Below are 21,672 nucleotides of genomic sequence, written 5' to 3'. Positions count from 1 at the left end.
CAGGCCTCAGGCAATGGGATCATAGATAGACGGGGGCAGGTGGAAGCCCCATTGTTTGAACCGCTCGGAATAATGCGACCGTACGCCGGTGGCGTTAAACCGCCCGATGATCTTGCCATCGGGGGCCAGACCGAGGCGTTCGTAACGGAAGATTTCCTGCATCGAGATGACCTCGCCCTCCATCCCCGTGATCTCGGTGATCGAGGTCATCCGGCGCGAACCGTCCTGCAGGCGGCTGGCCTGCACGATCAGGTTGACGGCGCTGGCAATCTGGCTGCGGACCGCTTTCAGCGGCATCTCGATCCCCGCCATGGCGACCATGTTTTCCAGACGGCTGATGCCGTCGCGCGGGTTGTTGGCGTGGATCGTGGTCATCGACCCGTCATGGCCGGTGTTCATGGCCTGCAGCATGTCGATGACCTCTTCGCCGCGGGTTTCGCCCACGATGATGCGGTCAGGGCGCATCCGCAGCGCGTTGCGCAGACAGTCGCGCTGGGTGACGGCGCCCTTGCCCTCGACGTTCGGGGGGCGGCTTTCCATCCGGCCGACATGCACCTGCTGCAGCTGCAATTCGGCGGTGTCTTCGATGGTCAGCACCCGTTCGGCATTATCGATGAACGACGACAGCGCATTGAGCGTGGTGGTCTTCCCTGACCCCGTCCCGCCCGAGACGATGATGTTCAGGCGCGTGGACACCGCAGCCTCAAGATAAAGCGCCATCTCCTCGGTGAAGGCACCGAAGCGGACCAGATCGTTGATCCCCAGCTTTTCCTTCTTGAACTTCCGGATCGAGACGAGCGAGCCATCCACCGCCACCGGCGGCACCATGCAGTTGAAGCGGCTGCCATCGGCCAGACGCGCGTCGCAATAGGGGTTCGATTCGTCCACCCGCCGCCCTACGGCCGAGACGATCTTGTCGATGATCCGCAGCAGGTGGCGTTCATCCTTGAAGGTGATGTCGGTCAGCGTCAGCTTGCCGCCCCGTTCCACAAAGATGCGCTGCGGCCCGTTCACCAGAATATCGCTGACGGTATCATCCTTCAGCAGCGGCTCCAGCGGGCCAAGGCCCATGACCTCGTCATAAAGTTCCTGATTGAGGGTCGAGCGGTCCTGCGCGGTCAGCGCGACCGACATTTCATCCAGCGCCTCGGCGGAAATGGCGGCGATTTCGGCCTTCAGATTGGCCTCCGATGCCTTTTCCAGCACGGCGAGGTTCAGGTTCTCCAGCAGGCGCTTGTGCAGTTCCACCTTCAGGTCCTGCAGGCGTTCCTTGCGCTTGCGGTCCTTGTCGGCCTGGGCGACTTCGGCCGGGCTCCGCGGAGCGGCGCGCGCCGCAGCAAGGCCGGGGGCGGCCGGTTTGGCAGTGGCGGTGGTCGCGGTGGCACGGGGGGCAGCCTGGGCCGCCCCGACGGGCGCCAGGTTGGGCGCGGGCTTGGCTGCGCCGGGTTCAGGTTTCTTGAATCGCGAAAACATCGTCACACCCCCATCACAACCGCTTAGGCCCCGGCCTTGGCCGCAGTGGTTTTCTCCATCTCGAACAAGGACTTGGCTAGCTTGGAAATCTCGCGCCGCAGCGGGTTCTTCGCCGCAGTTTCCGACAGCGGCAGGCCATGATCATTCGATTGCGTCACCTGCGCGCCGCCATCGGGCAGCTGCAGTTCGATGCTGATATCAAGGCTTTCGGCCAGCCGCTTGACCCGGCTTTTCGCCGACAGATCGGTGAACTTCGGCGCGCGGTTCAGCACATAGCGCAGCTTTTCAAAGGGCAGGTTTTCCGCCTTCAGCGCCCGCATCAGCCGCAGCACATTCTGGGCCGAACGCAGGTCCAGCTCCATCATGGCAAAATAGACCTGCGCGCGGCTGAGAACGGTTTCCGTCCAGGCCACGATGGTTTTGGGCATGTCGATGATGACAAAATCGAAATTCGCCTGCGCCATATCCAGCAGCCGCCCGATCTCCTCGGGGCCGACCAGATCCAGCGGCAGCATGTCGGCCGGCGCGGTAAAGACATGCAGCTTGTCGTTGAAGGTCAGCATGGCCTGCAGGAAGCTGTCGCTGTCGGCATGTTGCAGATCCTGCAGCACTTCGAACACCGCCTCGCGGCGCGGCAGGTCAAGATAGGTCGCAACCGAGCCGCATTGCAGATCAAGGTCGATCAGGCAGACGCGGGGCGACTTCGCCTTGTCCACATTCGCCAGCTCCCATGCCAGGTTCGCGGCAAAGGTCGTGGCGCCCGACCCACCTGATAGGCCGTGGATCGGCATCAGCACGCCCTCGCGGTCGCCCTTGGCCTTGAAGCGCGGTGGGTGGTGGTGTTCCGGCTCCATCTCGGGCGGGGGCGCAACGCGGGCCGCAGCCGGTTCGGGCTCGGCCGGTTTCTTGACGACGCGTGTCACCGCCTCATGCAGGGCGCCTTCGGGCAGGGGGTAGGGGACGAAATCATCCGCCCCAAGGCGCAGCAGCTGATGTAGCGCCACCGGGCTGACCTGGTCGGCGATCAGCACGACACGGATCCCCTTGGCCTTGGCGGTGCGGATCACCTCGGCGACGCGGGTCAGATCGGCCTCATCCTCGGCATTGACCGCCACGGCCACGAATTGCAGCGTGGCACTGTCGGGCTGTTCCAGAAACAAGAGCGCGTCGTCGAAGGACAGGTCGCCCCAGCTTTCCCCCAGTTCCTGTTCCATGTCGTCAATGAGCAGTTCAAAATTCTGAACATCACGCGAAATGGTACACGCCAGGATCGGCGCGGGTTCCGGCTGAAGATTGGCCACACTCGTCATCGCCTCAGTTCCTTCGGTTCCGGCGGGCACCCGCAGGGGCGACCAAGTCGCCCCGCCGCATGCGGGACCGCCGTGTGCAATGCGGGCATTGCACGGTTTGGGTTTATTCAGTCTGGAAGGTGCGGGGCAAACTGGGCGAGATTTGGGCTAAAAAACCGTATTTCTGGGAAATGTCTCTGACCCATGGAAAAAGGCGAGCCTCGGGCCCGCCTTTTTTCAATGTCATATCCGTTCGGATCAGTTCCCCTGAACCACCTGCGACTGCACGTTGGTCGGCGGCTTGATCGGGCGCACAGCGGAATCGACATATTCGCGCATGATGACCGCGGCATATTTGCCGTTCAGCGGTGCGTTCTGGCGCTTGAGGAAGCCCGATACCTCGGTCACGGTGCGGCGATTGCGCATCTCCGGCTGTTCGGTCATCACGATGGGCTGCGTTTCGCCATAAGACACAAGGGCCTGCAGGCGATTCCGCGAAATCCCGCGCGCGGCAAGATAGGCTACGACAGTCTCGGCCCGCTTGCGGCCAAGGGCCTTGTTATACGCATTCGACCCAACCAGATCGGTATGCCCATAGACCGAAAACCGCAGCTCGGGGAACTGGGACATCCAGTTGGCCTGTTGGTTCAGTACCGCCGCAGATTCGGCCGTCAGGCTGGCCGAGTTGAAGGGGAAGGTGATCGTTGCAGGCACCTCGGACGCGAATTTGCGCGACAGAAGAATGCGGGCCTCGCCCGCGTTGATCTGCGCCATCGAGTTCTGCATCGTGGCATTGCCAAAATGGCCGCCATCGACATCGGCACCCGCTTCGCGATCGCCACTCACGCAACCGCCCAACGCCACCAGCGCGACTGCCGCCGCCAGACTCCGGATCTGTCGCTGCATCCCGCTTACTCCATCACATAGCCATAGGGGCCGCTGAAGTCCTGACGGGCCACTTCACCCGCAGGGCCCTTGCTGCCCGCGACCTTGCCGAACAGGAACAGCTCTTTTTCCGTCGGCAGACGCACGCGATCGGTGGGCAGGGCCAGCGCCTCGCCGCGGGTCGGGGTCACCAGATGTGGCGTCACGATGATCACAAGTTCGGACTGCGCGCGCTGATATTCCGTGCTGCGGAACAGCGCCCCCAGAACAGGAATATCGCCCAGCCACGGCACCTGACCGTTCAGGTCGCGGAAGTCATCCTGCAAGAGGCCCGCAATGGCAAAGCTTTCCCCGTCGCGCATCTCGACCGTGGTCGAGGTTTCGCGCCGCTTGAAGGCGTTGACGCTGATGCTGTTCGTGGTGACCGAGGTGTCCGAGTCGATCGACGACACCGATGCATTGATCGTCAGGTTGATCAGGTCGCCATCAACCACGACCGGCGTAAAGGTCATCTCAACGCCGAAGGGTTTGTATTCGATGGAAATCCCGTCGCTGTCCGACACGGGGATCGGGTATTCGCCACCGGCAAGGAACTTGGCCTCTTGCCCCGAAAGGGCGGTCAGGTTCGGTTCTGCAAGGGTGCGCACGACACCCTTCGATTCCAGCGCTTCAAGCAGCACGGCGAATTGCATCGAGCCGGCAGTAAAGCCGAGCCCAAGCGAGGAATTCGCATTGGAACGCGGGGTGATCGTGGAATTGTTGATCGCGTTGCCGTCGTTCAGCCAGGTGCCGGTTTCGCCGTTCACACCGACTGTATTGCCCCCGGCCATGGCGAGGGACGAGGACAGGTTCTTCGACACCGACCGCTGCATTTCGGCAAAGCGGATCTTCAGCATCACCTGCTGGGTGCCGCCCACTGTCATCAGGTTCGACACCCGTTCGGGCGCATAGCGTTCGGCCAGGTCCAGCGCGCGGTCCAGCTTGGCGGTCGAGCTGACCGTCCCGGACAGCACGATGCCGTCATTGGCGGTCCGCACTTCGATATTCTCGCCCGGCAGGATCTGCCGCAGGCGTTCCTTGAATTCGGAAACATCCGGCGTGACCTCGACATCGACATTCGAAATCAGCTTGCCGTCGGCCGCCAGAAGCGTCAGCGTCGTCCGCCCCGGCGCCTTGCCCAGCACATAGATGGATTTGTCCGACAGCGTCGAGATATCGGCGATGCCGGGGTTGGCGATCGACAGTTCCGCAAAGGGAACATCGCTTTCCACCACCACCGCGCGGTTCAGCGGCACGGACAGCGGCGCCGAGGCCGATCCTTCCATCACCCGCAGACCCTGGGCCTGCACCATCGCCGTCGATCCGGCCAGCACGGCCAGGCCAATGGCGCCCGCACTCAGAAACGTTTTAAACTGCATGTGACCAGCCTTTCGGACCACGCCTCAATCGGGGTCTTTGCGCCCTTTCAGCCCCTAAAATGACGGAGAAGGTATTTTTTTGCAAGAATCAAACTCTTGCGGGTCGAAGCTTCTGTGGATAACGCCGTTCGCGCGCAGCGGCGGCGGAACAAGCAGAAGGCGCGCCCGCCAGATGCGGTGCGCGCCAGGGGTGCAATCCACTATTAGTTGGTGCAGGCAATTTCCTCGGACAGAACCTCGGTCCCTTTGCGGATCTTGCGATAGCATCTTTGCGCCTCAACCGGTGCAGGCTCGGCGGCCATCTTGGCGCCCAGAACCGGATCATCTACCGTTGATACAGCACCACCGTCGGTCATCTGCTCATCAGCCTTGGCTACAAGCGAGACTGTCAGATCACCCGAGGCCTGCGCCTGCGTGAGACGTGCAACCTGCTGGGGCGTCACGGCCACGGTCATCGACCGGGGCGGCGCCACTTCGCCTTCGGCCGCGCCCTTTGCCGGGGCAGGGCGGTCAACGGCAATCACCTCGATCGCCTCTTCCAAGCGGATGGTTTCCAGGCCACCATCAATGGCTGAGGGGCTGGGATGGGTCAGATAGATATCGACGTGGTTGGTGGGCTGCAGCGTCTTGTTTGCGCCCGCGGCATCCTTGAACTGGATGGTAAAGGCGCGTTGACCGGGCTTGAGCATATTGGTCAGACCGGCAGTTTCGCCCGGCGCCGTGACCTTGCCGGCCAGCACGGGTTCGAACTTGTCCATCTGCCGCAGCACATAGCGCGGTTCCTTTTCACCTTCGGCAAAAAGCGGCGTCTCCGGCGTGAACACGCCCTCGGGCAGCGCTGATTCCTGCAGATATACCAGCTGCACATCTTCGGGGGTCAGCTCGTCGCCGTAGTTCACGGATTTGGTCACGGCATAGACCTCGACCAGACGGCCGACCTTGGCGCGCAGCGCGCGTTCGCTTTCCAGCTGGGCTTGCGTCCGCCCGATGTAGTTTTGCGCCATGTAGACAGCAAACCCCGCCAGCGCGAGGCCAAGAACCAGAACACCCAGATAAACAGTCCGCATATCGCCTTCTCCTACATCCCATCGTTCTGGCCGAGACACGGGGCCGATGGGGGCCTTCCGTTTCGAACCGCGCCGGTCGTGCGGGTTCTTCAGCCGGTGATCTGCTGGGCAATCGCAACGGCGAAGGCCCGGACCTCTTCATTCAACATCAGGGTGACCCCGATGGACAGCCCCGCCACCAGGCCGGTGACAACGACAAAATCGACGGTGATGGCACCGTCTTCACGGGTCAGAAACTCTTTGAACATGCTACACATACTTTCTGCCGTGTTGTCGGGGGGCCGCTTGTGCAACAGGCTGCGGTCCTGTCCGGGACCGCAGCCTGCTGTTTACACTCTGGCTGAGACGCCGTGCGTCAGATCAGCGGCCGAGCTCGCGAGCTTCTTGCATGTCGGTCGCGATGGCGGTCGCGGTGTCGGTGATCGCCGGCTGCAGGGTCGAGATCACGATGATGCCCAGGCCAACGATGGCGGCGGTCAGAACCACGAAGTCAACGGTGACAGCGCCCGACTCGTCGTTTTTGAAGGCTTTGAAGATGTTCAGGAGTTTCATGTCTTTAGTCCCTTGGTTTCAGTGTTGCTCTGTTTCTACCGCGGCGTCTGCTTTCTGACCGGCCTCTGTTCCGATCCGCTGTTCGCTGCGGCATGGGCTCATATAGCCCCCCAATCGCGGCGGGAGTTGGGAGGCTTTTGGGCCGGGTCCAAAATCTGAAGAAAATCCGCATAAAAATGATAAGTGATTGAATTGCAGAAGTTAATTTCGATACATACCTTTGGATGTAGCTTACCGCCCCCCGTCTGTATCGCTGACTTTGGCAAGATTGCGGCAAAACTGCCACGATTGGGGACGACTCGGGCCAATTCGGCGGGGTGCCGTCTCGCCCGGTCGCGGGATTTCTGGCACCTTGGGTGCAGAAAAACCGGAAAACGGGCGGAACACCCCATGAGGCGGGGAATCGGAGCAGCACTTTTCGCCGGGGCGATTCTGTCCGGCGTGCCTGGCGTCTGGGCCCAGACCCCGCCGCCATTCGAAGATTTCACCTTCCGCCGCATCAAGGCCCCCGGCCTTGGCCCCGGCATCGGCAAGCGTATCACCGTGCAGATCGACCCGGCCGAACAGGCCCGCCGTCTGGCTGCCACCCCAAAGGTTGACCGCGACAAGGAGGCGCTGTCTCTGGCAGAGCCCGAAAAGCTGCCCGCCGAGGTGCCTGTCACCCCCGGCCCCGTCGTCCCTGCCGCCTATGCCTGGTTCTGGGACCGCGTGCCCACCGCGATCGAGGCCGTGGATGGCCGCTTTACGCTGGCGCTGGCGACGCTGTCGCAGGGGCCGGGTGGGGCTGCGGTCGTGGCACCGCGGATGCAGCACATGCAGAACATCGCGCAAAGCTATGGGACCGACATCCTCATGGCCACCATCGGGACCGAGGTTTCGCCCGCGCTTGTGCTGGCGGTGATCGGGATCGAAAGCGCAGGCCGCGCCGATGCCGTCAGCTCGGCAGGGGCCGAGGGGCTGATGCAGCTGATCCCCGCCACGGCCGAGCGCTTTGGCGTGGCCGATGCGAAGGTGCCGGTGCAGAACATCAAGGGCGGCGTCGCCTATCTGGACTGGCTGATGAAGCGGTTCGACCGTGATCCGCTGATGGTGCTGGCGGCCTATAATGCGGGCGAGGGGGCGGTTGAATCGAACCGCGGCATCCCGCCCTATGCGGAAACGCGCGATTACGTGCCCAAGGTTCTGGCCGCCTGGCAAGTAGCGCAGGGCCTGTGTCAGACTCCGCCCGAACTGTTTTCCGATCCCTGCGTCTTCAAGGTGCTGGCCGCTGGGGGATAAGGCGAACCCCGCACCGATGCGGGCGGGGCGGGGACGATCTTTTCGCCGCCAATCTTGACAAGACGGGGCAATCGCCGGGGCGCTGCACGGTTGCCGCGGCCACGGGAACTGCCATTTTTCGGCCCTTTACCTTGGGGCGCGGCTCTGTATGGTGACGGCCGTGCCTGCGTGGTGGAATGGTAGACGCTGGGGACTTAAAATCCCTTGCCTTCGGGCGTGCGGGTTCGAGTCCCGCCGCAGGCACCACCTCAGCGCAGAAATGTGCGCCTCTGTGAGATTTTTCCGTTTATTTTCAATCTGCGCGCCCGCCCGTGGAAATTTCTGACTACCTGACGCGCTCAATTTTTTGCATTGGTTTACGCACAATTCCCGCAGTGTGCGTAATCTCATGGCCTCGATTCGAAAATACGGCAAGCAGTGGCGCGCCGAAGTCGCGCGGCAGGGCGTCCGCAAAAGCAAGATATTCGCGTCCAAGGTCGAAGCCAAGGACTGGGCTGCGCGTCAGGAATATCTGATCCTGAATGGCGAGCAGCTTGCCAGCGCAGCGCTGTTTGGCGATGTGCTGGACCGATACGCCCGGGAGGTCAGTATCGGCAAACGCGGTGCGCGGTGGGAGCAGTTGCGCATCGATCTGCTGAGGCGTGACGCAGTGGCCCAGATCCAAATCGGCAGGTTGACAGCCGCTGATATTGCCGACTGGCGTGATCGGCGGCTCAAGGCCGTCTCGGCCGGGACTGTGCGGCGGGAGATGGTCCTGCTGGGCGCGGTGCTGACGCAGGCGCGCAAAGAGTGGGGACTGATCTCGGTCAGCCCAATGACGGATGTGCGGCGTCCGAAAGAGCCCGAGGCGCGCGACAGGCGGCCCAGCGAGGATGAGCTGTCACGCCTGGCACATGTTGCCGGGGCCGACCTCGCCAATGCCACGGCGCGAGCTTACCACGCATTCCTGTTCGCGATAGAGACTGGTATGCGCGCAGGGGAGATTGTCGGGCTGACGTGGGATTGCGTGGATCTCGATAAGCGCGTCGTGCATCTGTCGCGGACTAAAAACGGCACCGCGCGGGATGTGCCCCTGTCGTCCGAGGCTTTGCGTCTGCTTGGTGGGCTTCCGAGGATGCCGACGGTATTCGGCCTGCGGTCCGACCAGCTCGATGCGCTGTGGCGCAAGATCAGGACCAAGGCGGGGATCGAGGATCTGCATTTTCACGACAGCCGACACGAGGCGGTGACGCGGCTGTCGAGAAAGCTCGATGTGCTGTCTCTCGCTCGCATGATCGGCCACCGCGATATCCGCCAGCTGATGACCTATTACAACGAGAGCGCAGCAGATATTGCGAGGCGCCTAGACTAGGCGCACTTGCTTAGTTTTGCCTGATCCGCGCGCCTCGAGCTGCCCGAGGCTGATCTTGCGGCGGATGGTCGATGCGGACACTCCGAGGCGTTTTGCTGCTGCCGGGATGCTGCACCACTCCGGCGCTGGCGTGAGTGTCGCGCCCTCCAGTTTGGCGGAAATCGCGGCGATCTGTCGCTCAATGCGCGCCAGTGCCTCGGCCTCTATCAGAACAAACTGCTGCCCCATCACCGGGCCTCCATTTGCTGTTGCTGCTGTTGACGCTCTGCGACCATGGGCCAGTAGATCCGGCGGGCCTCGATGACGGTGCGGCGGACGATCTCGGCGGCGCTGAGCGGCAGGTAGCCCCTGCCGCCGCAGACGTTGCAGGGGATCGGCGCGCGGATGATCGGGGCCGTGTCCTGCATCTCCCTGCGCAGCTCGCATGCCGCGCAGGGATCGCAGTTGCCGTGGAGATATGGGGTTGGGCCGGTCATTTCGTCAGTCCTCTGACAATGGCGTGGATTGCCCGGCCATCCGCCAGGCCGGCCCATAGGATCAGATAGAGGATCGCTGCCGTGTGCATCGCGATCGCCAGGGCCAGCGACAGCAGCCAGATGGTCACGCAGGCAAAGCCCAGCCCGAGGGCGCGGGTGGTCAGCCACATCATGCCGTTTCATCCTCTCCCCACGTTGGCGGCGTATCTGTCAGGCCCTCGTCAAAGGCGAGCCATTCCCAGAGATAACCGCTCAGGGCGTCATAGTCGCTGTTGCGCTGGTGCAGCAGGCCGCCGTCGTCCGGGGCCTCGTCGGGGGTGCCGCATTCATAGTCGCCGCAGGGCATACACATGGGTCGGCATCGCGTTTCCGCTTCTTTGATCGTGGTGGCTTTGCACCATGGGCACGGGCCGGGGATATACTGCGGCGTGGTGGCGAGCAGGGCAACCGCCTGCTCCCGGGTCATGGAGTCGGGTAGGCTCATTCCCGACCCTCCGTGATAGCGCGAAGGGCGGCTGCGGAGGCTTTCCAGTCCGCCAAGTGCTTTTCAATTGCGCGGTAAGCGTCTTCATGGCCTCTGTCCACATCTTCAGTCGCGCCGTAGCCGATGGATGCGACGATACCTAGTGCGTCCGACAGACCCTTCTCGTAAGCGGTCTCAATCATTGCCTGCACTTCTGGCAGCGTGGCGAGGACTGCGGGGTCGCGGCGGATGTATTCGGTATCGCCGTCATCTTGCGGCTCAATGCACCACGTTACCTCAAATTCAGCCGCACTCTCGTAATCCCCGGCGTCCTGAAGCCAAATCCGATCCGGCCCGCTCATTCCCGGCCCTCCGTGATGGCGCGTAGGGCTTCGCCAAGGTCATACAGTCCGCGAATAATTCCATCTGTGGAGTTCCAGTAACTGTCGTGGACAATCCTCGCCGCATCGATCAGCGCATTGATCTTCGGCACCCGCGCCGCGTCCTGCACGGTGATGGGCTGGCCGAAATCCTTAAGCGCGAAGTCGCGATCCTCGCCTTTGTCAACGTCAAGCGCGGTCAGGATCCATTGCGGTTCCGGGTGCCATGCCGTCGATCCCCACCAGATACGGCGCGGGATGATCCGGCGCTGTGCAGTCTCGCCCTTCCAGTTGGTATAGGTGAGCGTGACAGGAGCCTCGGTGCTTGTGTCGATCTTGTTCACTGCTTGTTCTCCTGTGTGCGGGCGATGAATTGGATGGCGTAGATCCTGCCGGTGTCGTCCCGCAGGCTAACGGCATCCAGCGGGCAGGCATCGCCCAATTTGCGGCGCCAATTGGCAAATGCGGAGCGGAGGTAGTGGCGCTCCTGGTCGCTCGTGACCTCGACCACATCGCCGGGGCGGCGGCTGTCAAAGGCGTAGTCGGTCCGAGGGGCGCGGTCGGGTTTCGCGGGCTGCACGGGCGCGGCCGATTGCGGCGGCTCGGATCCGCACGGTATCGGCAGTCTGACGCCCCATTTGTTGCCTGCGGTGGACGTGATGCCCGCCAGCTCTGGCAGGGTGACATTGGAAGGTCTTGTCTGTTGGCTCATGCAATGCCCCCTTGGATGATGGCCGAGAGCTGGTCGGCGCGGGTTTTGGCTTTGGTCAGGTCATGGCGGAGTGCGGCTTTGTCGGCCTGGAGCTGCGCGACGAGGCGCTCGAGGCGGCCGATTTCGTTCCGCTGACGTTGCTGTTTGGCCTGCATGTCGGCGATCAGGCGCGCATGCTGGTCCGGTGCTGCGGTGTTTTTGCGCTGCATCACGCGGCCCCCGTTGCGATCTCACCGGCCAGCGCCGCATAGCCCGCCGCGTCGATCGCGTTGTCGATGTGGGCCGGGTTGCCGCGCATGCGGGCCAACTTAAACAGCACCATCATCGCGGCCACGTCATGCGCCGTGACGGGGTGGTCGAGATGCGCGGACCAGTAGGCCGCGATCAGGCCAAAGCTATCCTCGGCCTCGCCGTGGGTGGCGGCCCGGTCAACGGTGATGCATTGCAGTGCGGTTTGCAGGATTTCGGCGCGTCTCATGCGGTCCTCTCGATCTGTTCGGTAATGGCGAGGTGGGCGCAATTTGCGCGCACCAGGGCCTCTGCAAGCGGCGGGCACACGCTGTTGCCGCAGCAGCTGACCTGCACGTCTTTGGCAAATGCCTCGAATTTGGGGCTGGCGGTGTCGGTCCCTGTCCAGACACCTTCGATCACATAATCAGCCGGGAAGCCCTGCGCGTTGAACAGCTCGCGCGGGGTCAGCATCCGCATGCCAATATCGACCACCACAAAATCGGCCCCATCGATCGATAGGGTCACGAATTCGCGGCTGTCCCAGGCGTCGTGGGCGCGCAGGAAGTCGGCCACCGCGCGCGCCCGGGCCTCATGCTCAGGGCCGAAGGGGGGCGCCTGCAGCGATGCCTGCATGTGGCCCATGCGGTCCTTGACGGTGATGGTGTGGCATGGCTCATCCGTGCGCGCGCCGTCGCCGGTGCCGTAATATTTGGCAAAGAAGGCGGCTACCGGGGTTTGATGGCTGCCAGAGGCGGCAATGGTGCTGATCGGGTCGCGGGCATCGTGCCCGGCATTTCCGCCCATGCGTGGCCCGCCATGGTGTTGCGCGAGGAAGGCGGCAATTGGCGCGTGTTTGGCCCCGCCCGCAACGACCGTCCCCAGCGGCGAGTTTACATCGAGTGCGCGCGGGATTTGACCTTTGCGCTCGCCGTAGCCGATCTGCGCCATGGTCGCGGCCAACAGGCTGTTTTGGTCTTTGCGGCTGGCGCAGATCGTGTGGTGCGGAACTGTGGCCGACCGGCTCCCACCCCCCTGTTGGGCATAGGTCAGCACCGGCGCGATGATCGAGGCGTGGTTGCCCTCGGCGGTCACGACCGGGTGGGGCCGGTCAACGTCCCCCTTTCCGCCGCCAGATCCATACATCTGTGACAGGATCGGGGTGATAACCGCATGTTGGATGCCGCCAACGATGACAGTGCCAAGTGGATCGGCCAGCGGGTATTCCCGGCGCCCGCCGCTGTCGCCGTGCGCGATGCTTGCCAGATATGGCGCGAGCATGCCAAGCGGCGCGGCGCCTCCCGGCTTCTTGATCCAGCTGTTTGCGGTCACGGTCGGCGCAGGGTCGCGCAGATCTGCCCCCGTGGCCCCGCCGTTGAATCGGGTCAGGCTGGGGGCGACCACTGCCTTTTCGCCACGGTGGGCGCCGGTGATCGTCCGGAAAGGCTCTGCAGCATCCTCGCAGCGCCCGCCGTGGGTCAGGTTCACCAGGAACGGCCTCTCAGCCTCGATCACATACCGCTTCATGCCGCGTGCCACCCGCGCCAGCGTGTTGCTGGCGAGGGGGCGAACCGCGCGCAGCCCGTGCTTGGCCATGACCTCAGCGGCGGTGTCGAAAATCGACGGGCATGGCAGGGACCAGTCGATGCACTCCGCAGCCGTGCGCCACGGCTGCAGTTTGCCTTTGCGGACCTCTGGCGATTTGGGGTCGCCATGGGTCGGCTTCGGCCAGACAATCGGGCGGCCGTCTCGGCGGGCCACAAGAAAGAACCGCTTGCGGATCGTCGGCGCGCCATAGTCACAGGCTCGCAATTCGCGATGCTGGACCTTGTAGCCGAGTTCCTTCAGCTGGCTGACCCACAGGTCAAAGGTCTGGCCCGCAAACTCTTTGATCGGCTGTCCATCCTCGCCCACCGGCCCCCAGGTCAGGAATTCCTCGACATTCTCCATCAGGATCACGTCGGGCTTTGCCCATTTGGCCCATCTGACCACGACCCAAGCCAGATCGCGGATGTTGCGGTCGCGCGGTGCGCCGCCCTTGGCTTTGGAGAAATGTTTGCAGTCCGGGCTTGCCCAGAGCAGCCCGACATGGCGCCCCCGGGTGACGGTCAGCGGCTCCACGTCCCAGATATTGCTGTCGAGGTGGATGGTTTCGGGATGGTTGGCGGCATGCAGCGCCAAGGCCTTGGCGCTATGATTGATCGCAACATCCGGCGACCGGCCAAGCGCTTGTTCGATCCCGGTCGAAGCGCCGCCGCCTCCCGCGAAACTGTCAATGATCATGGGCAGGGCGTCAGCCATCGTCCCGCTCCCCGCAGTTGTGCGCGTGCTGGATCCGCCCACAGGTGTCGCAGTGACGGGGTGGCAGATAGATGCCCATGCGCGCCAGCTCGGCGGCCGTGCCCTGTGCGCTGTGGTAGGCGCTGAGGTGGACGGTGTGGATACGGTCAGACATGGGCGCCCCCCTCTGCATCATCGTCTGCAAGCCATCTGCGGAGGCTCCATTCGAGGCGGTTGACGGCATGCGGGAAGTAGCCGCGTTGGGCGTCCAGCGACTCCTGCGCCTCTTGGGGGCTGACAAGATCACTGATCACCTCTGGCAGATCGAAGGCCATGCCCTCGCCGTGATCTGCGTATTCGTCGTAGAGCGCCAGCCAGAGGTCGCGGCAGTCTGTGTGCCCGCGCGCTGAGTAGAAATCGCCCTGCCATTTCCCGGAAATGTTGAGGTAGGAAGTGCCCGCGGGAATGGTCCCCCGGCAATAGTCGCACCGATGCGCCTTTCGCGCGGTGTGCTTCGTTTCGGATATGAACATCACAGCACCCCCGCCAAGACGCGCTTGTCATGGTCTGCTTGGGTGCGGCCCTGGTGGTGTAGGTCGTATTGCTTGATGCCCCACACGATTGCTCGCAAGAGCCACAGGTAGCCAAAATCCCAGTCAGTCAGCTCGCTTTCAAAGCAGTCGAAACTGTTCCCGCCTGATGCTTCAAAGTCTCGCACAGCCGCATAGGCTTCATGCTCGTGGCCGAACCCCTCCGAGGCCAATTCCTCGATTTCTGCAAGGATTTTCTGGGCGTCACCAAGGCGAACCTGCCATTCCGCAGATTCTTCCCTTATGGCTGCACGGAACTTTTCAGGGCTATACCTTTTTGCTCCACCATTCCGATCAACAGCATCAGCTTTTTCATGCCAATACTGCGGGTTAATACGGCCGATCATTTCCCGATCACGGAAAAAATCGAACATATCTTGAACCCGCGAAAAGACGTAGCTTCCCATGTCGCCACTGATTGCCAGGTGGCCGGGCCATGTGTTCAGGCGGAAGTAATAGGTGTTTGAGCCAGGGCGACTGAACTTGATGGATCGGTGGACTCCCTGATCCAGTTCGATGGTCATGCGGTGGTCGCGCACATCGCGCAGGAATCTGATCTGATCAGCCATCACAGCACCCATGCGACCAGCGCCGCGCCCGCCACGATCAGGGCCAGAGCGAACAGGGCGGCGAGTGCAAATCCTCCGAGGGTGACGGCGCCCTGTTCGAGTTCGGGAGTGTCTGCCTCTGCCATGCGGGCCAGCTGGGCTGGGTCATTGTCGTCACGCATTCTTGGCCTCCATTTTGATGATGATGCTCAGATCTTTGAAAACGCCCCGCACGAACCGGTCATGGTCGGCGGCGGATCGGGGCTTGATCCCCTTTCGGCGGTTCATTTCCGCGATGGTCGAGGCCATGGCGCTGCAGCCCGCTTTTTTGCGTTCCGTGGCAGTCGGCCGGCGCCGGATCAGGTGTTCACCGCGCCAGTCCAGTTGGTCGCGGTGGTCGTCGGGATTGGCGCGGTGCGGCATGGTCAAATCCATTTGTGGCAAAGGGGCGCGGTCAACGTGGCGCGGGGCGCCGGTCCGGCTGTGGTTTGATCGGCGTGTCCTCGACCTGCTCGCGATGGCGGATGCAGGCCCACCGGTAGGCGCGCAAATGAGGCGGCAGGCTGCGGAGCGGACCGGGCGCGCGAAAACCGAAGGGCGCGTTCGGGCTGCCGCAGATGAGGCAGCGACGGTCTGTCGTCACCAGCTGGCCCGGGCCTCGGCCTCGGCGATCAGATCGGGCAGATCACGGGCGATGCGCAGGCCGGTATCCGCGGCGACAAGCGCGCCGGTCAGGATCACCAGAAACAGGGCGGCGGTGCCCGCCGTGCGCATGGCAGGCATGGCGCGTTGCAGGCGGTCAGCGCGGATCGTGCGCGCGTTGAGGTTGGACTGAGCGGTTTTCATGCGGCTGACCCCATGGTGCGGCGCAGGCGGGCGGGCAGGGCCATCACGATATGCGTGGGCTCGCGGTCCGGTTCGGTGCGCAGGATGACAATCTGGTCGGTGTCGGTGATCGAGATGCCCACACCGCCGCCGGTCACGGTCTGCCCCTGAAGGACGAAGGCGCCGTCGCGCGGGGCGACGTGGCGCAGGCCGGGGCATTCGGCGCCGATCATGTCGGCGGTGTGGTCAATGCTGCGGGCCCATGCCCAGGCATCGCGCAGGCGGCGCAAGGCCGGGTGAATGGCATAGGTCGCGGGGCGCATCAGGCGGCGTCCCCGGGGTGGATTGGCAGGAACCGCACCCGCGCCCGTCGGCGGCGCTGCAGATCATCGCGCAGGACGGCCCACGCGGCGCTCAGGTCATCGGCCAGCTCGTTGGCGGGCAGGTCCATGTAGTCATGGGCGTGGGTGACGAGATGGCGCGCCTGCGCCACCAGATCGACGGGATAACTGTGTGCGGACATGGTGGCCTCCATCGGGTTGCAAGGACAGGTTGAGACGGCGAAGGTCAGGTGCGGGTGGCGGTGGAAACGCCACCCGCGATTCCCCACGCGAAGAACGAAAGGACGCGGGAAATGAGCAGTGATCTTGAGGATCGCGTGACCGAGCTGGAGTTTGCGATCAGCGCGCTGGATGGCGCCGAGCCGGTGGCGCAACTGACGGGCGGTCGCACCATCTCGCTGAGCCAGATTGTGACCGAGCTTGACCACACAAAGAGCGACGTTGCCGGTTTGGGGGCGGCGATCCGCGCGATCCAGCGCGACGTTGCGGCGATCAAGGCCAAGCTCGGCATCTGATCAGCCCTGATCTGCCAAGCGCGAAAGCCGCCGCCAACGGTTGAGCGCGTGGGTCTGCATCTCTGCGGCGCCGCGCGTTTCTTCGCGCAGCAGATTGCGCTCGATGATCTGGGGCGCCTCTTCGTGGCGCATCATGCCGATGCCGATGCTGATTGCCGTGATCAGATGTTCGAGGCTGAGCATCTGTTCGGGGCTGGTGGCGTAGGAGAGGCGCGTCCAGGCAACGTGCAGCATGTTCTGCAGCTTCGCTTCGGACACCGGGCCGATTTGGGACAGGATGAAGCGCTGCGCTTCATCTTGGGTGATGGGCGCGTCGATGGCCGGCGTGTCGGTGACCCGCCCGATGTAAGAGTGATCGCAAAGGGCAACCAGCAGCCTTTCGCGCGCCCCTGCGCCACCGTCCTTTGCCAAGATATAGGGCCGTGGCGTCTCGCGCTTCACGGCATCGTCGAGGGTGTCCGTCTTGCTGGGCATGTGGGCCTCCATCGGGTTTCGATGGAGTCAATATGATAGGGTAAATTTCCCCCGTCAAGTGCTGTGGGTGAAATTTACCCTATTGGCCGCCAACTGCGAGCAAGCATGACGAATCGAACCGGCGCCGATGACTCGGCGCCGGGTGACGTGTAGTACGAACCGTAGATGGTCTTGTTGCAGGTGGGCCTGCTATTTCATGACCACGCTAAGGCATTCCGACTCAGCTTTTGAGCGGAAATCCTGCACTGATCTGGTGATGAATTTGGGAGAGTTGTAACGTGGTTCATCGAACGCGTTGGTAATCATCTTCATGATAAGGCTCTTGGCGTCCTCCTCCATCGTCGGAGTAATTACCACTTCAATCATCTTGGATGGCGTTGCGCCTGCCTGCCTCGCGTTCATTATGCTCTCCGCAAGCTGCCCGACCTTTTTGCAAGTTTGCAGATTTTCTTCCATGGTCGCCGGAAACGCAGGGTGAGCGAGAGCAAACGGCACGAGCGAGGTGATGAAGGCAAGCGCAAGTTTTTGAATTTCAATCATTATATAGCTCTTAGGCCTTGAAGATTCTACAGTTTGGTAACGTAAGTCATTGGCAGATGGAAAAGCACCGGCGCTGCCCACTTGAGAGCCACGTCGAGGCGATTTGTCCCGGTTGGGTTGATGGAGAGTAGATTGAATAGCCCGGGAGATGTTCCCACCTTGACCTGTTTCACCCAGACGAGTCCATCATAATCTTCGCAGATACACGGTCGCCCGATCGCCTCGGTCGGGATGCCAATGGTCTGTCGTGAATAGAAAAGAATATCCCCTTCGTAAAAAACTGGTTCCATGCTGTCGCCAACGACCTCGACTGCCACCACGCCGCGTGGTGCGAGCTGCGGCGGACATGCCACGTGGTAGAGTCCGTCACCTTTTGCGTGGTCATCGCTAAGCACAACCTCTGCGCCTGCACCAACACGCCCTGCCACCGCTACAGACTGAGTGGCGCCCAGGCGACCGGTATAGAAATCATCTAATGTTACGCCGAAGGCGCGGGCGACGCGCATCGCATCGTCGACATTGGTCGATGATGCCTTTCCCTGCTTAAGCCCCTTTAGTTGCTCGTAGCTCACGCCGGAAGCAATAGCGACGCTACGAAGAGATCTTCCGGTGATCTTGAGGGCGACTTCGAGCGCTTCTTTGAAGCTGTTTTCCATGATGCGGAGTGTACCCGCCGACAGCGCGCGCCGCATGGGTTAGATTTCCCCTTGCATTATGGGGTAAATATCCCCCATAAGTAGGGCATGGAACAGTTCATCCAAGAAGTTGAAACCTACGCAGCTGCGATTGGACGAAAGCCGCAGGGTGTACTGCGCGCTGCTGTCGGCGCGAGCTGGGGAAGCTGGGACAACTGGCGATCCGGCAAGGCAAGCCCAACCATGGCTGTTGCAGACAGAATTCGCCTCTACATGGCTGAAAACCCGCCACCAGCGGAGCCTGAACAAGCAAGGGACGTCGCCTGATGTCATCGAAGCCCCTCCCATTTCGTCGCATCGACTCCGCGCTTCCATCGCAGCATGCGCCCGGGCGCGATCAAAAGTCCCGCGCCAATCCGTTCGACCGCCGCGCCGGTGGCCGGGGTGCCGCCGCCGCGCGTCGTGTCTCGGTTGCGCCGGTGATCACGCGGCATGAGGCGACGGCCTTCTGGGCTGATCTTGTCGCCCGCCGCTGCCGATCGCGCGAGGAATGCGCGGTGGTGTTTCAGGTCACCTTTCAGACCGCGTGCAACTGGTTCGATGGGTTTTCCTGCCCGACCGGCGACAAGGTCATGATGGCCATGGCGCTGTGGCCTGAGGAGTTCGGGCAGTGACCTCCCGCCCGGCATCCGACCCGTTTTCCCCGGATGCAGGGTTCATCGTGCGGCCAGACGCACGGTGACTGGCGCGGCGTTACAGGCCGCCGCGCCCTTTTTATTCCGATCCGGGCTGTGGTGGGCCCGGTGCGCCGCCCGGACGCTTTCCGGGTTCTCGTCTGGTGTTGCGCGGCCCGGGACGTTCCGCCCGGGCCGATGCGCCGGACCAGCCATCGGGGCCAACATGTCACAGTTTCGTCCGATCGGGAAAATCGCCGCGCAGCTCGTGCAGCAGCAGATGCGGGTGGATCTGGCCGTCGGCGATGCCACGGCGACGGTTCTGGTGGCCGAGGGTTGTGGCCAGCTGATCTGGCATCGGGGCGCTGAGGGGCCAATCGCGGGCCAGGCGATCTTCAACGATTTTCTGGCGCCCGGGATGGGCGACCAGCTGCGCGCGCTGGCCGGGGTGGTCGATGCCGCCGCGGCGCTGACTGCGGGCTTTGCCGGGGGTGTGAAATGAATTTGACCGAGATGAGCGTGGATGATCTGCGGGCTCTGCTGGGGCAACTGGGTCATATTGCGGATGCCGCCGGGCGGATCGAGGCGAGCCTGCGTCTGGATGTTGTGATCAGCATCGTGCCGGGGCGCGAGGCGGTGATCCGGACGGGGTGGACCATGCCTGCGGCGGTCGAGTTCGGGCCCCCACCGCCCTTCGTGCTGGAGCCTGCCGCTGATCCGGCGCCGGTTGTGCAGCAGGTGGTCGATGTGGTTCCGCCCCGCATGGATCCTGAGCCGTTTTGCCGTTTTGTGCGATCGGCTCGGTCTGTGACCGCAGCCGTGGCTCAGGCCGTGCCAGAGGCCGCGGCTGAGGCGGTTCCTGAGGCTGTCACCGCCGTGCCGGTCGCGCCCCTTAGGGCTGAGGGGGCTGAGGGCGGTGAGCCGATTCTTGGGCCGATGACCGACGGCGAGAAGGCTGTGGTGCGTGAGATGGCCGCCCGTGGCCTTAGCGCGCATGAGATTGCGAAAGAGACGCGGCGCCGGGTGCAGACCATTGCATCGATCCTGCGCGCCAAGAAATCCGATGCGGGCCAGCCCGCCGAAGCCGGGGTTGGTCATGCCTCGGGCGCAGATGCCAGGTCCTCCCTCCCGGTGTCTGATGCAGGCGAAACCCCCGTGCTCTGTGAAGGTGGCGGCGAGAGTGGGCCTTGCGCCGCTGCCAACGGGGTCTCACAGAGCGCTGCGCCGAAGGCTGGCGGCGCAGCACCCTTGCCCCACATGCTGCCGAAGCAGCGGGTGCTTTATGAGCATCTGGTGCGGATCGGCTATCGCAAAGAGTGGAACGCAAAGACGGACCTCGATCTGGTCGAGGGGCTGGCGGGCGGTCTCAAGTTGGGCGAGATCTGTGCGGACCTCGGCTGCGACACGTTTTCGGCGCATTTGCGCTTTGAGGAGCTGTCGCGCCCCATCCGTGACCCGCGCGGCCGTGTGACGATTGACGGTCAGCAGACGCTGCTCGAGGTGCTGCGGATTCGCGCGCAGTCAGCTGCCGCGGTGCGCTGACATGGTGCGCGACGATCCGAGGGTGGCCGAGGCGCAGGCAATGGATATCGCGGAGGTTGCCGACCGTCTGGCGATCCAGCGTCTGGCGCGGGCAGGGCGCGAGATGATCGGGCCTTGCCCGCGCTGTGGCGGGACAGACCGGTTTGGGATCAACACTCAGAAGCGCGTGTTCGGCTGCCGCAAATGCGGTGCCGGGGGCGGGTCAATCGATCTGGTCATGTTCGTCATGGGCATGGATTTCCGTGCGGCGTTGGAATGGCTGTGTGGGTCGTTGGAGGGTGTATCGCCAGAGGAGCGCCGCGCCCGTGAGCGGCAGGCCGAGGAAAACCGCCGGCGCAACGAGGAGCGCGCCCGGGCAGAGCGGGCCGAGGCAATCCGTGGGGCGCGCGAGATTTGGCAGGCCGCTGTCAGCGCCCAAGGGTCGCCGGTGCATGACTATCTCGCCCTGCGGGGCATTCCCCAGGCGCTTTACCCACGCATGCCGATCGCGCTGCGGTATCACCCGGATCTGGCCTATACGGTGCAGGTCGATCGCAAATGGGTTCAGGTCCATCGCGGGCCTGCCATGCTGGCCGCGATTCAGGGGCCGGATGGCCGGTTTCAGGGTGTCCATCGCACCTGGTTTGACGTGAGCGCGCCCAAGGGCAAGCCGGTCATCCTGCACCCGACGACGGGTGAGCGGGTCAAGGTCAAGAAATCCCTGGGCAGCGTCAAGGGCGGGTCGATCCGTCTGACGCGGCCTGCCCCTGTGCTGATCATGGGCGAGGGGATCGAGACGACGTTGACCGCCTTGATCGCCGATGTTCCGGCGGGTGCCGGGTATTGGTCCGGGATCAGCCTCGGCAACATGGCTGGTCAGCGCCGACTGGGGCAGGGCCTGAAATATGCGGGTTTGCCGGATCTGGGCGATGCCGAGGCCTTTGTGCCGCCACCCGGGGTAGAGCGGCTGATCTACGTCCAGGATGGGGACAGCGAGCCGAAATTGACACGCGCCCAGCTGCTGGCGGGGCTGCGCCGCGCCATGGCGCTACGGCCAGGGCTGCGCGGTCAGATCGTGATGGCCGGGGCCGGGGTTGATCTGAATGACGTTTTGTTGGGTGTGGGCGCCGATGCCCCGCACCCCGATGATTTGTGAG

Annotated in this window: 36 protein-coding genes and 1 tRNA gene; 9 read left to right on the top strand and 28 right to left on the bottom strand. The window is 63.4% G+C overall.

Annotated elements, in window-relative coordinates:
• Positions 1-6: 6 nt before the first annotated feature.
• The 7 genes from IE101_RS04940 to IE101_RS04910 all read right to left on the bottom strand — a co-directional run bounded on the left by IE101_RS04940 (position 7) and on the right by IE101_RS04910 (position 6,684).
• On the bottom strand, positions 7-1,473 hold the full coding sequence (locus tag IE101_RS04940) for a TadA family conjugal transfer-associated ATPase (RefSeq protein ID WP_189632656.1): 1,467 nt from the start codon (positions 1,471-1,473) through the stop codon (positions 7-9).
• A 23-nt stretch (positions 1,474-1,496) separates the two neighbouring features.
• On the bottom strand, positions 1,497-2,783 hold the full coding sequence (locus IE101_RS04935) for a CpaE/TadZ family protein (protein ID WP_189632655.1): 1,287 nt from the start codon (positions 2,781-2,783) through the stop codon (positions 1,497-1,499).
• 237 nt (positions 2,784-3,020) lie between these two features.
• A complete protein-coding gene (locus tag IE101_RS04930; protein ID WP_189632654.1) occupies positions 3,021-3,668 on the bottom strand; it encodes an OmpA family protein in 648 nt (215 codons plus the stop codon).
• 5 nt (positions 3,669-3,673) lie between these two features.
• Complete coding sequence (locus IE101_RS04925) at positions 3,674-5,065, bottom strand: type II and III secretion system protein family protein (RefSeq protein ID WP_189632653.1); 1,392 nt, start codon at positions 5,063-5,065, stop codon at positions 3,674-3,676.
• 203 nt (positions 5,066-5,268) lie between these two features.
• Positions 5,269-6,132: a Flp pilus assembly protein CpaB gene (gene cpaB / locus IE101_RS04920; protein WP_189632652.1), complete on the bottom strand. Its 864-nt coding sequence runs from the start codon at positions 6,130-6,132 to the stop codon at positions 5,269-5,271.
• Between the two features lie 89 nt (positions 6,133-6,221).
• Positions 6,222-6,380: a hypothetical protein gene (locus tag IE101_RS04915; RefSeq protein ID WP_189632651.1), complete on the bottom strand. Its 159-nt coding sequence runs from the start codon at positions 6,378-6,380 to the stop codon at positions 6,222-6,224.
• Positions 6,381-6,492: 112 nt separating this feature from the next.
• On the bottom strand, positions 6,493-6,684 hold the full coding sequence (locus IE101_RS04910; RefSeq protein ID WP_189632650.1) for a Flp family type IVb pilin: 192 nt from the start codon (positions 6,682-6,684) through the stop codon (positions 6,493-6,495).
• A gap of 390 nt (positions 6,685-7,074) precedes the next feature.
• Here IE101_RS04910 and IE101_RS04905 point away from each other — a divergent pair, with 390 nt between their 5' ends.
• From IE101_RS04905 to IE101_RS04895, 3 genes are all read left to right on the top strand, one after another.
• On the top strand, positions 7,075-7,962 hold the full coding sequence (locus IE101_RS04905; RefSeq protein WP_189632649.1) for a lytic transglycosylase domain-containing protein: 888 nt from the start codon (positions 7,075-7,077) through the stop codon (positions 7,960-7,962).
• Positions 7,963-8,124: 162 nt separating this feature from the next.
• A tRNA-Leu gene (locus IE101_RS04900) sits at positions 8,125-8,208 on the top strand.
• Positions 8,209-8,350: 142 nt separating this feature from the next.
• Positions 8,351-9,313, top strand: a complete 963-nt coding sequence (locus IE101_RS04895) for a tyrosine-type recombinase/integrase (RefSeq protein ID WP_189632648.1) — start codon at positions 8,351-8,353, stop codon at positions 9,311-9,313.
• On the opposite strand, the gene IE101_RS04890 is transcribed toward IE101_RS04895, so the two are convergent.
• The 18 genes from IE101_RS04890 to IE101_RS04805 all read right to left on the bottom strand — a co-directional run bounded on the left by IE101_RS04890 (position 9,305) and on the right by IE101_RS04805 (position 16,338).
• Complete coding sequence (locus tag IE101_RS04890) at positions 9,305-9,541, bottom strand: helix-turn-helix domain-containing protein (RefSeq protein WP_189632647.1); 237 nt, start codon at positions 9,539-9,541, stop codon at positions 9,305-9,307. The genes IE101_RS04895 and IE101_RS04890 overlap by 9 nt on opposite strands.
• A complete protein-coding gene (locus IE101_RS04885; RefSeq protein ID WP_229804013.1) occupies positions 9,541-9,720 on the bottom strand; it encodes a hypothetical protein in 180 nt (59 codons plus the stop codon). The genes IE101_RS04890 and IE101_RS04885 overlap by 1 nt, the downstream gene beginning before the upstream one ends.
• A gap of 65 nt (positions 9,721-9,785) precedes the next feature.
• Positions 9,786-9,962 (bottom strand): hypothetical protein, encoded by a 177-nt coding sequence (locus IE101_RS04880; protein ID WP_189632645.1) that lies wholly within the window; start codon positions 9,960-9,962, stop codon positions 9,786-9,788.
• Positions 9,959-10,273 carry a hypothetical protein gene (locus IE101_RS04875; RefSeq protein WP_189632644.1) on the bottom strand — a complete coding sequence of 105 codons (315 nt, stop codon included), beginning with the start codon at positions 10,271-10,273 and terminating at the stop codon, positions 9,959-9,961. Before IE101_RS04875 ends, IE101_RS04880 begins: the two co-directional genes overlap by 4 nt.
• Positions 10,270-10,614, bottom strand: a complete 345-nt coding sequence (locus IE101_RS04870; protein WP_189632643.1) for a hypothetical protein — start codon at positions 10,612-10,614, stop codon at positions 10,270-10,272. Before IE101_RS04870 ends, IE101_RS04875 begins: the two co-directional genes overlap by 4 nt.
• Entirely contained in the window at positions 10,611-10,976 is a 366-nt protein-coding gene (locus IE101_RS19735; protein WP_229804012.1) for a hypothetical protein, read from the bottom strand. Before IE101_RS19735 ends, IE101_RS04870 begins: the two co-directional genes overlap by 4 nt.
• Positions 10,973-11,344: a hypothetical protein gene (locus IE101_RS04860; RefSeq protein ID WP_189632642.1), complete on the bottom strand. Its 372-nt coding sequence runs from the start codon at positions 11,342-11,344 to the stop codon at positions 10,973-10,975. The genes IE101_RS19735 and IE101_RS04860 overlap by 4 nt, the downstream gene beginning before the upstream one ends.
• Positions 11,341-11,553, bottom strand: a complete 213-nt coding sequence (locus IE101_RS04855; RefSeq protein WP_189632641.1) for a hypothetical protein — start codon at positions 11,551-11,553, stop codon at positions 11,341-11,343. The genes IE101_RS04860 and IE101_RS04855 overlap by 4 nt, the downstream gene beginning before the upstream one ends.
• Positions 11,553-11,822 (bottom strand): DUF6378 domain-containing protein, encoded by a 270-nt coding sequence (locus tag IE101_RS04850; protein ID WP_189632640.1) that lies wholly within the window; start codon positions 11,820-11,822, stop codon positions 11,553-11,555. The genes IE101_RS04855 and IE101_RS04850 overlap by 1 nt, the downstream gene beginning before the upstream one ends.
• The gene (locus tag IE101_RS04845; RefSeq protein WP_189632639.1) at positions 11,819-13,873 is read right to left on the bottom strand and encodes a DNA cytosine methyltransferase; all 2,055 of its coding nucleotides are present in this window, start codon (positions 13,871-13,873) and stop codon (positions 11,819-11,821) included. Before IE101_RS04845 ends, IE101_RS04850 begins: the two co-directional genes overlap by 4 nt.
• Positions 13,866-14,027 (bottom strand): hypothetical protein, encoded by a 162-nt coding sequence (locus tag IE101_RS04840; protein WP_189632638.1) that lies wholly within the window; start codon positions 14,025-14,027, stop codon positions 13,866-13,868. The genes IE101_RS04845 and IE101_RS04840 overlap by 8 nt, the downstream gene beginning before the upstream one ends.
• A complete protein-coding gene (locus IE101_RS04835; protein WP_189632637.1) occupies positions 14,020-14,385 on the bottom strand; it encodes a hypothetical protein in 366 nt (121 codons plus the stop codon). Before IE101_RS04835 ends, IE101_RS04840 begins: the two co-directional genes overlap by 8 nt.
• Entirely contained in the window at positions 14,385-15,011 is a 627-nt protein-coding gene (locus IE101_RS04830; protein ID WP_189632636.1) for a hypothetical protein, read from the bottom strand. The genes IE101_RS04835 and IE101_RS04830 overlap by 1 nt, the downstream gene beginning before the upstream one ends.
• The gene (locus IE101_RS04825) at positions 15,011-15,172 is read right to left on the bottom strand and encodes a hypothetical protein (RefSeq protein ID WP_189632635.1); all 162 of its coding nucleotides are present in this window, start codon (positions 15,170-15,172) and stop codon (positions 15,011-15,013) included. Before IE101_RS04825 ends, IE101_RS04830 begins: the two co-directional genes overlap by 1 nt.
• Positions 15,165-15,413, bottom strand: a complete 249-nt coding sequence (locus IE101_RS04820; protein WP_189632634.1) for a hypothetical protein — start codon at positions 15,411-15,413, stop codon at positions 15,165-15,167. Before IE101_RS04820 ends, IE101_RS04825 begins: the two co-directional genes overlap by 8 nt.
• Positions 15,414-15,629: 216 nt before the next feature.
• Positions 15,630-15,836 (bottom strand): hypothetical protein, encoded by a 207-nt coding sequence (locus IE101_RS04815; RefSeq protein WP_189632633.1) that lies wholly within the window; start codon positions 15,834-15,836, stop codon positions 15,630-15,632.
• Positions 15,833-16,138, bottom strand: coding sequence for a hypothetical protein (locus IE101_RS04810; protein ID WP_189632632.1), 306 nt, complete (start codon positions 16,136-16,138; stop codon positions 15,833-15,835). Before IE101_RS04810 ends, IE101_RS04815 begins: the two co-directional genes overlap by 4 nt.
• Entirely contained in the window at positions 16,138-16,338 is a 201-nt protein-coding gene (locus IE101_RS04805) for a hypothetical protein (RefSeq protein ID WP_189632631.1), read from the bottom strand. The genes IE101_RS04810 and IE101_RS04805 overlap by 1 nt, the downstream gene beginning before the upstream one ends.
• A gap of 111 nt (positions 16,339-16,449) precedes the next feature.
• Here IE101_RS04805 and IE101_RS04800 point away from each other — a divergent pair, with 111 nt between their 5' ends.
• Complete coding sequence (locus tag IE101_RS04800) at positions 16,450-16,671, top strand: hypothetical protein (RefSeq protein ID WP_189632630.1); 222 nt, start codon at positions 16,450-16,452, stop codon at positions 16,669-16,671.
• Here the strand turns inward: IE101_RS04800 and IE101_RS04795 are convergent, their stop codons facing one another.
• The 3 genes from IE101_RS04795 to IE101_RS04785 all read right to left on the bottom strand — a co-directional run bounded on the left by IE101_RS04795 (position 16,672) and on the right by IE101_RS04785 (position 18,377).
• Positions 16,672-17,145: a hypothetical protein gene (locus tag IE101_RS04795; RefSeq protein ID WP_189632629.1), complete on the bottom strand. Its 474-nt coding sequence runs from the start codon at positions 17,143-17,145 to the stop codon at positions 16,672-16,674.
• Positions 17,146-17,334: 189 nt separating this feature from the next.
• A complete protein-coding gene (locus IE101_RS04790; RefSeq protein ID WP_189632628.1) occupies positions 17,335-17,685 on the bottom strand; it encodes a hypothetical protein in 351 nt (116 codons plus the stop codon).
• 26 nt (positions 17,686-17,711) lie between these two features.
• Positions 17,712-18,377 carry a S24 family peptidase gene (locus IE101_RS04785; RefSeq protein WP_229804011.1) on the bottom strand — a complete coding sequence of 222 codons (666 nt, stop codon included), beginning with the start codon at positions 18,375-18,377 and terminating at the stop codon, positions 17,712-17,714.
• A 51-nt stretch (positions 18,378-18,428) separates the two neighbouring features.
• Here IE101_RS04785 and IE101_RS04780 point away from each other — a divergent pair, with 51 nt between their 5' ends.
• The 5 genes from IE101_RS04780 (at position 18,429) to IE101_RS04760 (ending at position 21,671) form a co-directional block, all read left to right on the top strand.
• Complete coding sequence (locus IE101_RS04780) at positions 18,429-18,647, top strand: hypothetical protein (protein WP_189632627.1); 219 nt, start codon at positions 18,429-18,431, stop codon at positions 18,645-18,647.
• The gene (locus tag IE101_RS04775; protein WP_189632626.1) at positions 18,647-18,994 is read left to right on the top strand and encodes a hypothetical protein; all 348 of its coding nucleotides are present in this window, start codon (positions 18,647-18,649) and stop codon (positions 18,992-18,994) included. The genes IE101_RS04780 and IE101_RS04775 overlap by 1 nt, the downstream gene beginning before the upstream one ends.
• Before the next feature lie 226 nt (positions 18,995-19,220).
• Positions 19,221-19,496, top strand: a complete 276-nt coding sequence (locus IE101_RS04770; RefSeq protein WP_189632625.1) for a hypothetical protein — start codon at positions 19,221-19,223, stop codon at positions 19,494-19,496.
• Positions 19,493-20,536, top strand: a complete 1,044-nt coding sequence (locus IE101_RS04765; RefSeq protein ID WP_189632624.1) for a hypothetical protein — start codon at positions 19,493-19,495, stop codon at positions 20,534-20,536. The genes IE101_RS04770 and IE101_RS04765 overlap by 4 nt, the downstream gene beginning before the upstream one ends.
• Position 20,537: 1 nt before the next feature.
• On the top strand, positions 20,538-21,671 hold the full coding sequence (locus IE101_RS04760) for a DUF7146 domain-containing protein (protein ID WP_189632623.1): 1,134 nt from the start codon (positions 20,538-20,540) through the stop codon (positions 21,669-21,671).
• Position 21,672 lies beyond the last annotated feature (1 nt).

It is taken from the genome of Gemmobacter lanyuensis, from assembly GCF_014652355.1.
Classification (GTDB): domain Bacteria; phylum Pseudomonadota; class Alphaproteobacteria; order Rhodobacterales; family Rhodobacteraceae; genus Gemmobacter; species Gemmobacter lanyuensis.
Note: the sequence above shows the minus strand (reverse complement) of the source record. Positions and strands in the feature narration are given on the sequence as shown.

Coding starts and splice junctions, on each gene's coding strand:
- IE101_RS04930 (WP_189632654.1), bottom strand. CDS start 3,668: ATGCAGCGACAGATCCGGAGTCTGGCGGCGGCAGTCGCGCTGGTGGCG.
- IE101_RS04800 (WP_189632630.1), top strand. CDS start 16,450: ATGAGCAGTGATCTTGAGGATCGCGTGACCGAGCTGGAGTTTGCGATC.
- IE101_RS04880 (WP_189632645.1), bottom strand. CDS start 9,962: ATGATGTGGCTGACCACCCGCGCCCTCGGGCTGGGCTTTGCCTGCGTG.
- IE101_RS04845 (WP_189632639.1), bottom strand. CDS start 13,873: ATGGCTGACGCCCTGCCCATGATCATTGACAGTTTCGCGGGAGGCGGC.
- IE101_RS04875 (WP_189632644.1), bottom strand. CDS start 10,273: ATGAGCCTACCCGACTCCATGACCCGGGAGCAGGCGGTTGCCCTGCTC.
- IE101_RS04820 (WP_189632634.1), bottom strand. CDS start 15,413: ATGCCGCACCGCGCCAATCCCGACGACCACCGCGACCAACTGGACTGG.
- IE101_RS04815 (WP_189632633.1), bottom strand. CDS start 15,836: ATGAAAACCGCTCAGTCCAACCTCAACGCGCGCACGATCCGCGCTGAC.
- IE101_RS04940 (WP_189632656.1), bottom strand. CDS start 1,473: ATGTTTTCGCGATTCAAGAAACCTGAACCCGGCGCAGCCAAGCCCGCG.
- IE101_RS04935 (WP_189632655.1), bottom strand. CDS start 2,783: ATGACGAGTGTGGCCAATCTTCAGCCGGAACCCGCGCCGATCCTGGCG.
- IE101_RS04870 (WP_189632643.1), bottom strand. CDS start 10,614: ATGAGCGGGCCGGATCGGATTTGGCTTCAGGACGCCGGGGATTACGAG.
- IE101_RS04890 (WP_189632647.1), bottom strand. CDS start 9,541: ATGGGGCAGCAGTTTGTTCTGATAGAGGCCGAGGCACTGGCGCGCATT.
- IE101_RS04915 (WP_189632651.1), bottom strand. CDS start 6,380: ATGTTCAAAGAGTTTCTGACCCGTGAAGACGGTGCCATCACCGTCGAT.
- IE101_RS04765 (WP_189632624.1), top strand. CDS start 19,493: ATGAATTTGACCGAGATGAGCGTGGATGATCTGCGGGCTCTGCTGGGG.
- IE101_RS04850 (WP_189632640.1), bottom strand. CDS start 11,822: ATGAGACGCGCCGAAATCCTGCAAACCGCACTGCAATGCATCACCGTT.
- IE101_RS04775 (WP_189632626.1), top strand. CDS start 18,647: ATGTCATCGAAGCCCCTCCCATTTCGTCGCATCGACTCCGCGCTTCCA.
- IE101_RS04855 (WP_189632641.1), bottom strand. CDS start 11,553: ATGCAGCGCAAAAACACCGCAGCACCGGACCAGCATGCGCGCCTGATC.
- IE101_RS04760 (WP_189632623.1), top strand. CDS start 20,538: ATGGTGCGCGACGATCCGAGGGTGGCCGAGGCGCAGGCAATGGATATC.
- IE101_RS04860 (WP_189632642.1), bottom strand. CDS start 11,344: ATGAGCCAACAGACAAGACCTTCCAATGTCACCCTGCCAGAGCTGGCG.
- cpaB (WP_189632652.1), bottom strand. CDS start 6,132: ATGCGGACTGTTTATCTGGGTGTTCTGGTTCTTGGCCTCGCGCTGGCG.
- IE101_RS04810 (WP_189632632.1), bottom strand. CDS start 16,138: ATGCGCCCCGCGACCTATGCCATTCACCCGGCCTTGCGCCGCCTGCGC.
- IE101_RS04770 (WP_189632625.1), top strand. CDS start 19,221: ATGTCACAGTTTCGTCCGATCGGGAAAATCGCCGCGCAGCTCGTGCAG.
- IE101_RS04885 (WP_229804013.1), bottom strand. CDS start 9,720: ATGCAGGACACGGCCCCGATCATCCGCGCGCCGATCCCCTGCAACGTC.
- IE101_RS04830 (WP_189632636.1), bottom strand. CDS start 15,011: ATGGCTGATCAGATCAGATTCCTGCGCGATGTGCGCGACCACCGCATG.
- IE101_RS04795 (WP_189632629.1), bottom strand. CDS start 17,145: ATGCCCAGCAAGACGGACACCCTCGACGATGCCGTGAAGCGCGAGACG.
- IE101_RS04905 (WP_189632649.1), top strand. CDS start 7,075: ATGAGGCGGGGAATCGGAGCAGCACTTTTCGCCGGGGCGATTCTGTCC.
- IE101_RS04785 (WP_229804011.1), bottom strand. CDS start 18,377: ATGCGGCGCGCGCTGTCGGCGGGTACACTCCGCATCATGGAAAACAGC.
- IE101_RS04840 (WP_189632638.1), bottom strand. CDS start 14,027: ATGTCTGACCGTATCCACACCGTCCACCTCAGCGCCTACCACAGCGCA.
- IE101_RS04835 (WP_189632637.1), bottom strand. CDS start 14,385: ATGTTCATATCCGAAACGAAGCACACCGCGCGAAAGGCGCATCGGTGC.
- IE101_RS04790 (WP_189632628.1), bottom strand. CDS start 17,685: ATGATTGAAATTCAAAAACTTGCGCTTGCCTTCATCACCTCGCTCGTG.
- IE101_RS04925 (WP_189632653.1), bottom strand. CDS start 5,065: ATGCAGTTTAAAACGTTTCTGAGTGCGGGCGCCATTGGCCTGGCCGTG.
- IE101_RS04805 (WP_189632631.1), bottom strand. CDS start 16,338: ATGTCCGCACACAGTTATCCCGTCGATCTGGTGGCGCAGGCGCGCCAT.
- IE101_RS04895 (WP_189632648.1), top strand. CDS start 8,351: ATGGCCTCGATTCGAAAATACGGCAAGCAGTGGCGCGCCGAAGTCGCG.
- IE101_RS04825 (WP_189632635.1), bottom strand. CDS start 15,172: ATGCGTGACGACAATGACCCAGCCCAGCTGGCCCGCATGGCAGAGGCA.
- IE101_RS04910 (WP_189632650.1), bottom strand. CDS start 6,684: ATGAAACTCCTGAACATCTTCAAAGCCTTCAAAAACGACGAGTCGGGC.
- IE101_RS04780 (WP_189632627.1), top strand. CDS start 18,429: ATGGAACAGTTCATCCAAGAAGTTGAAACCTACGCAGCTGCGATTGGA.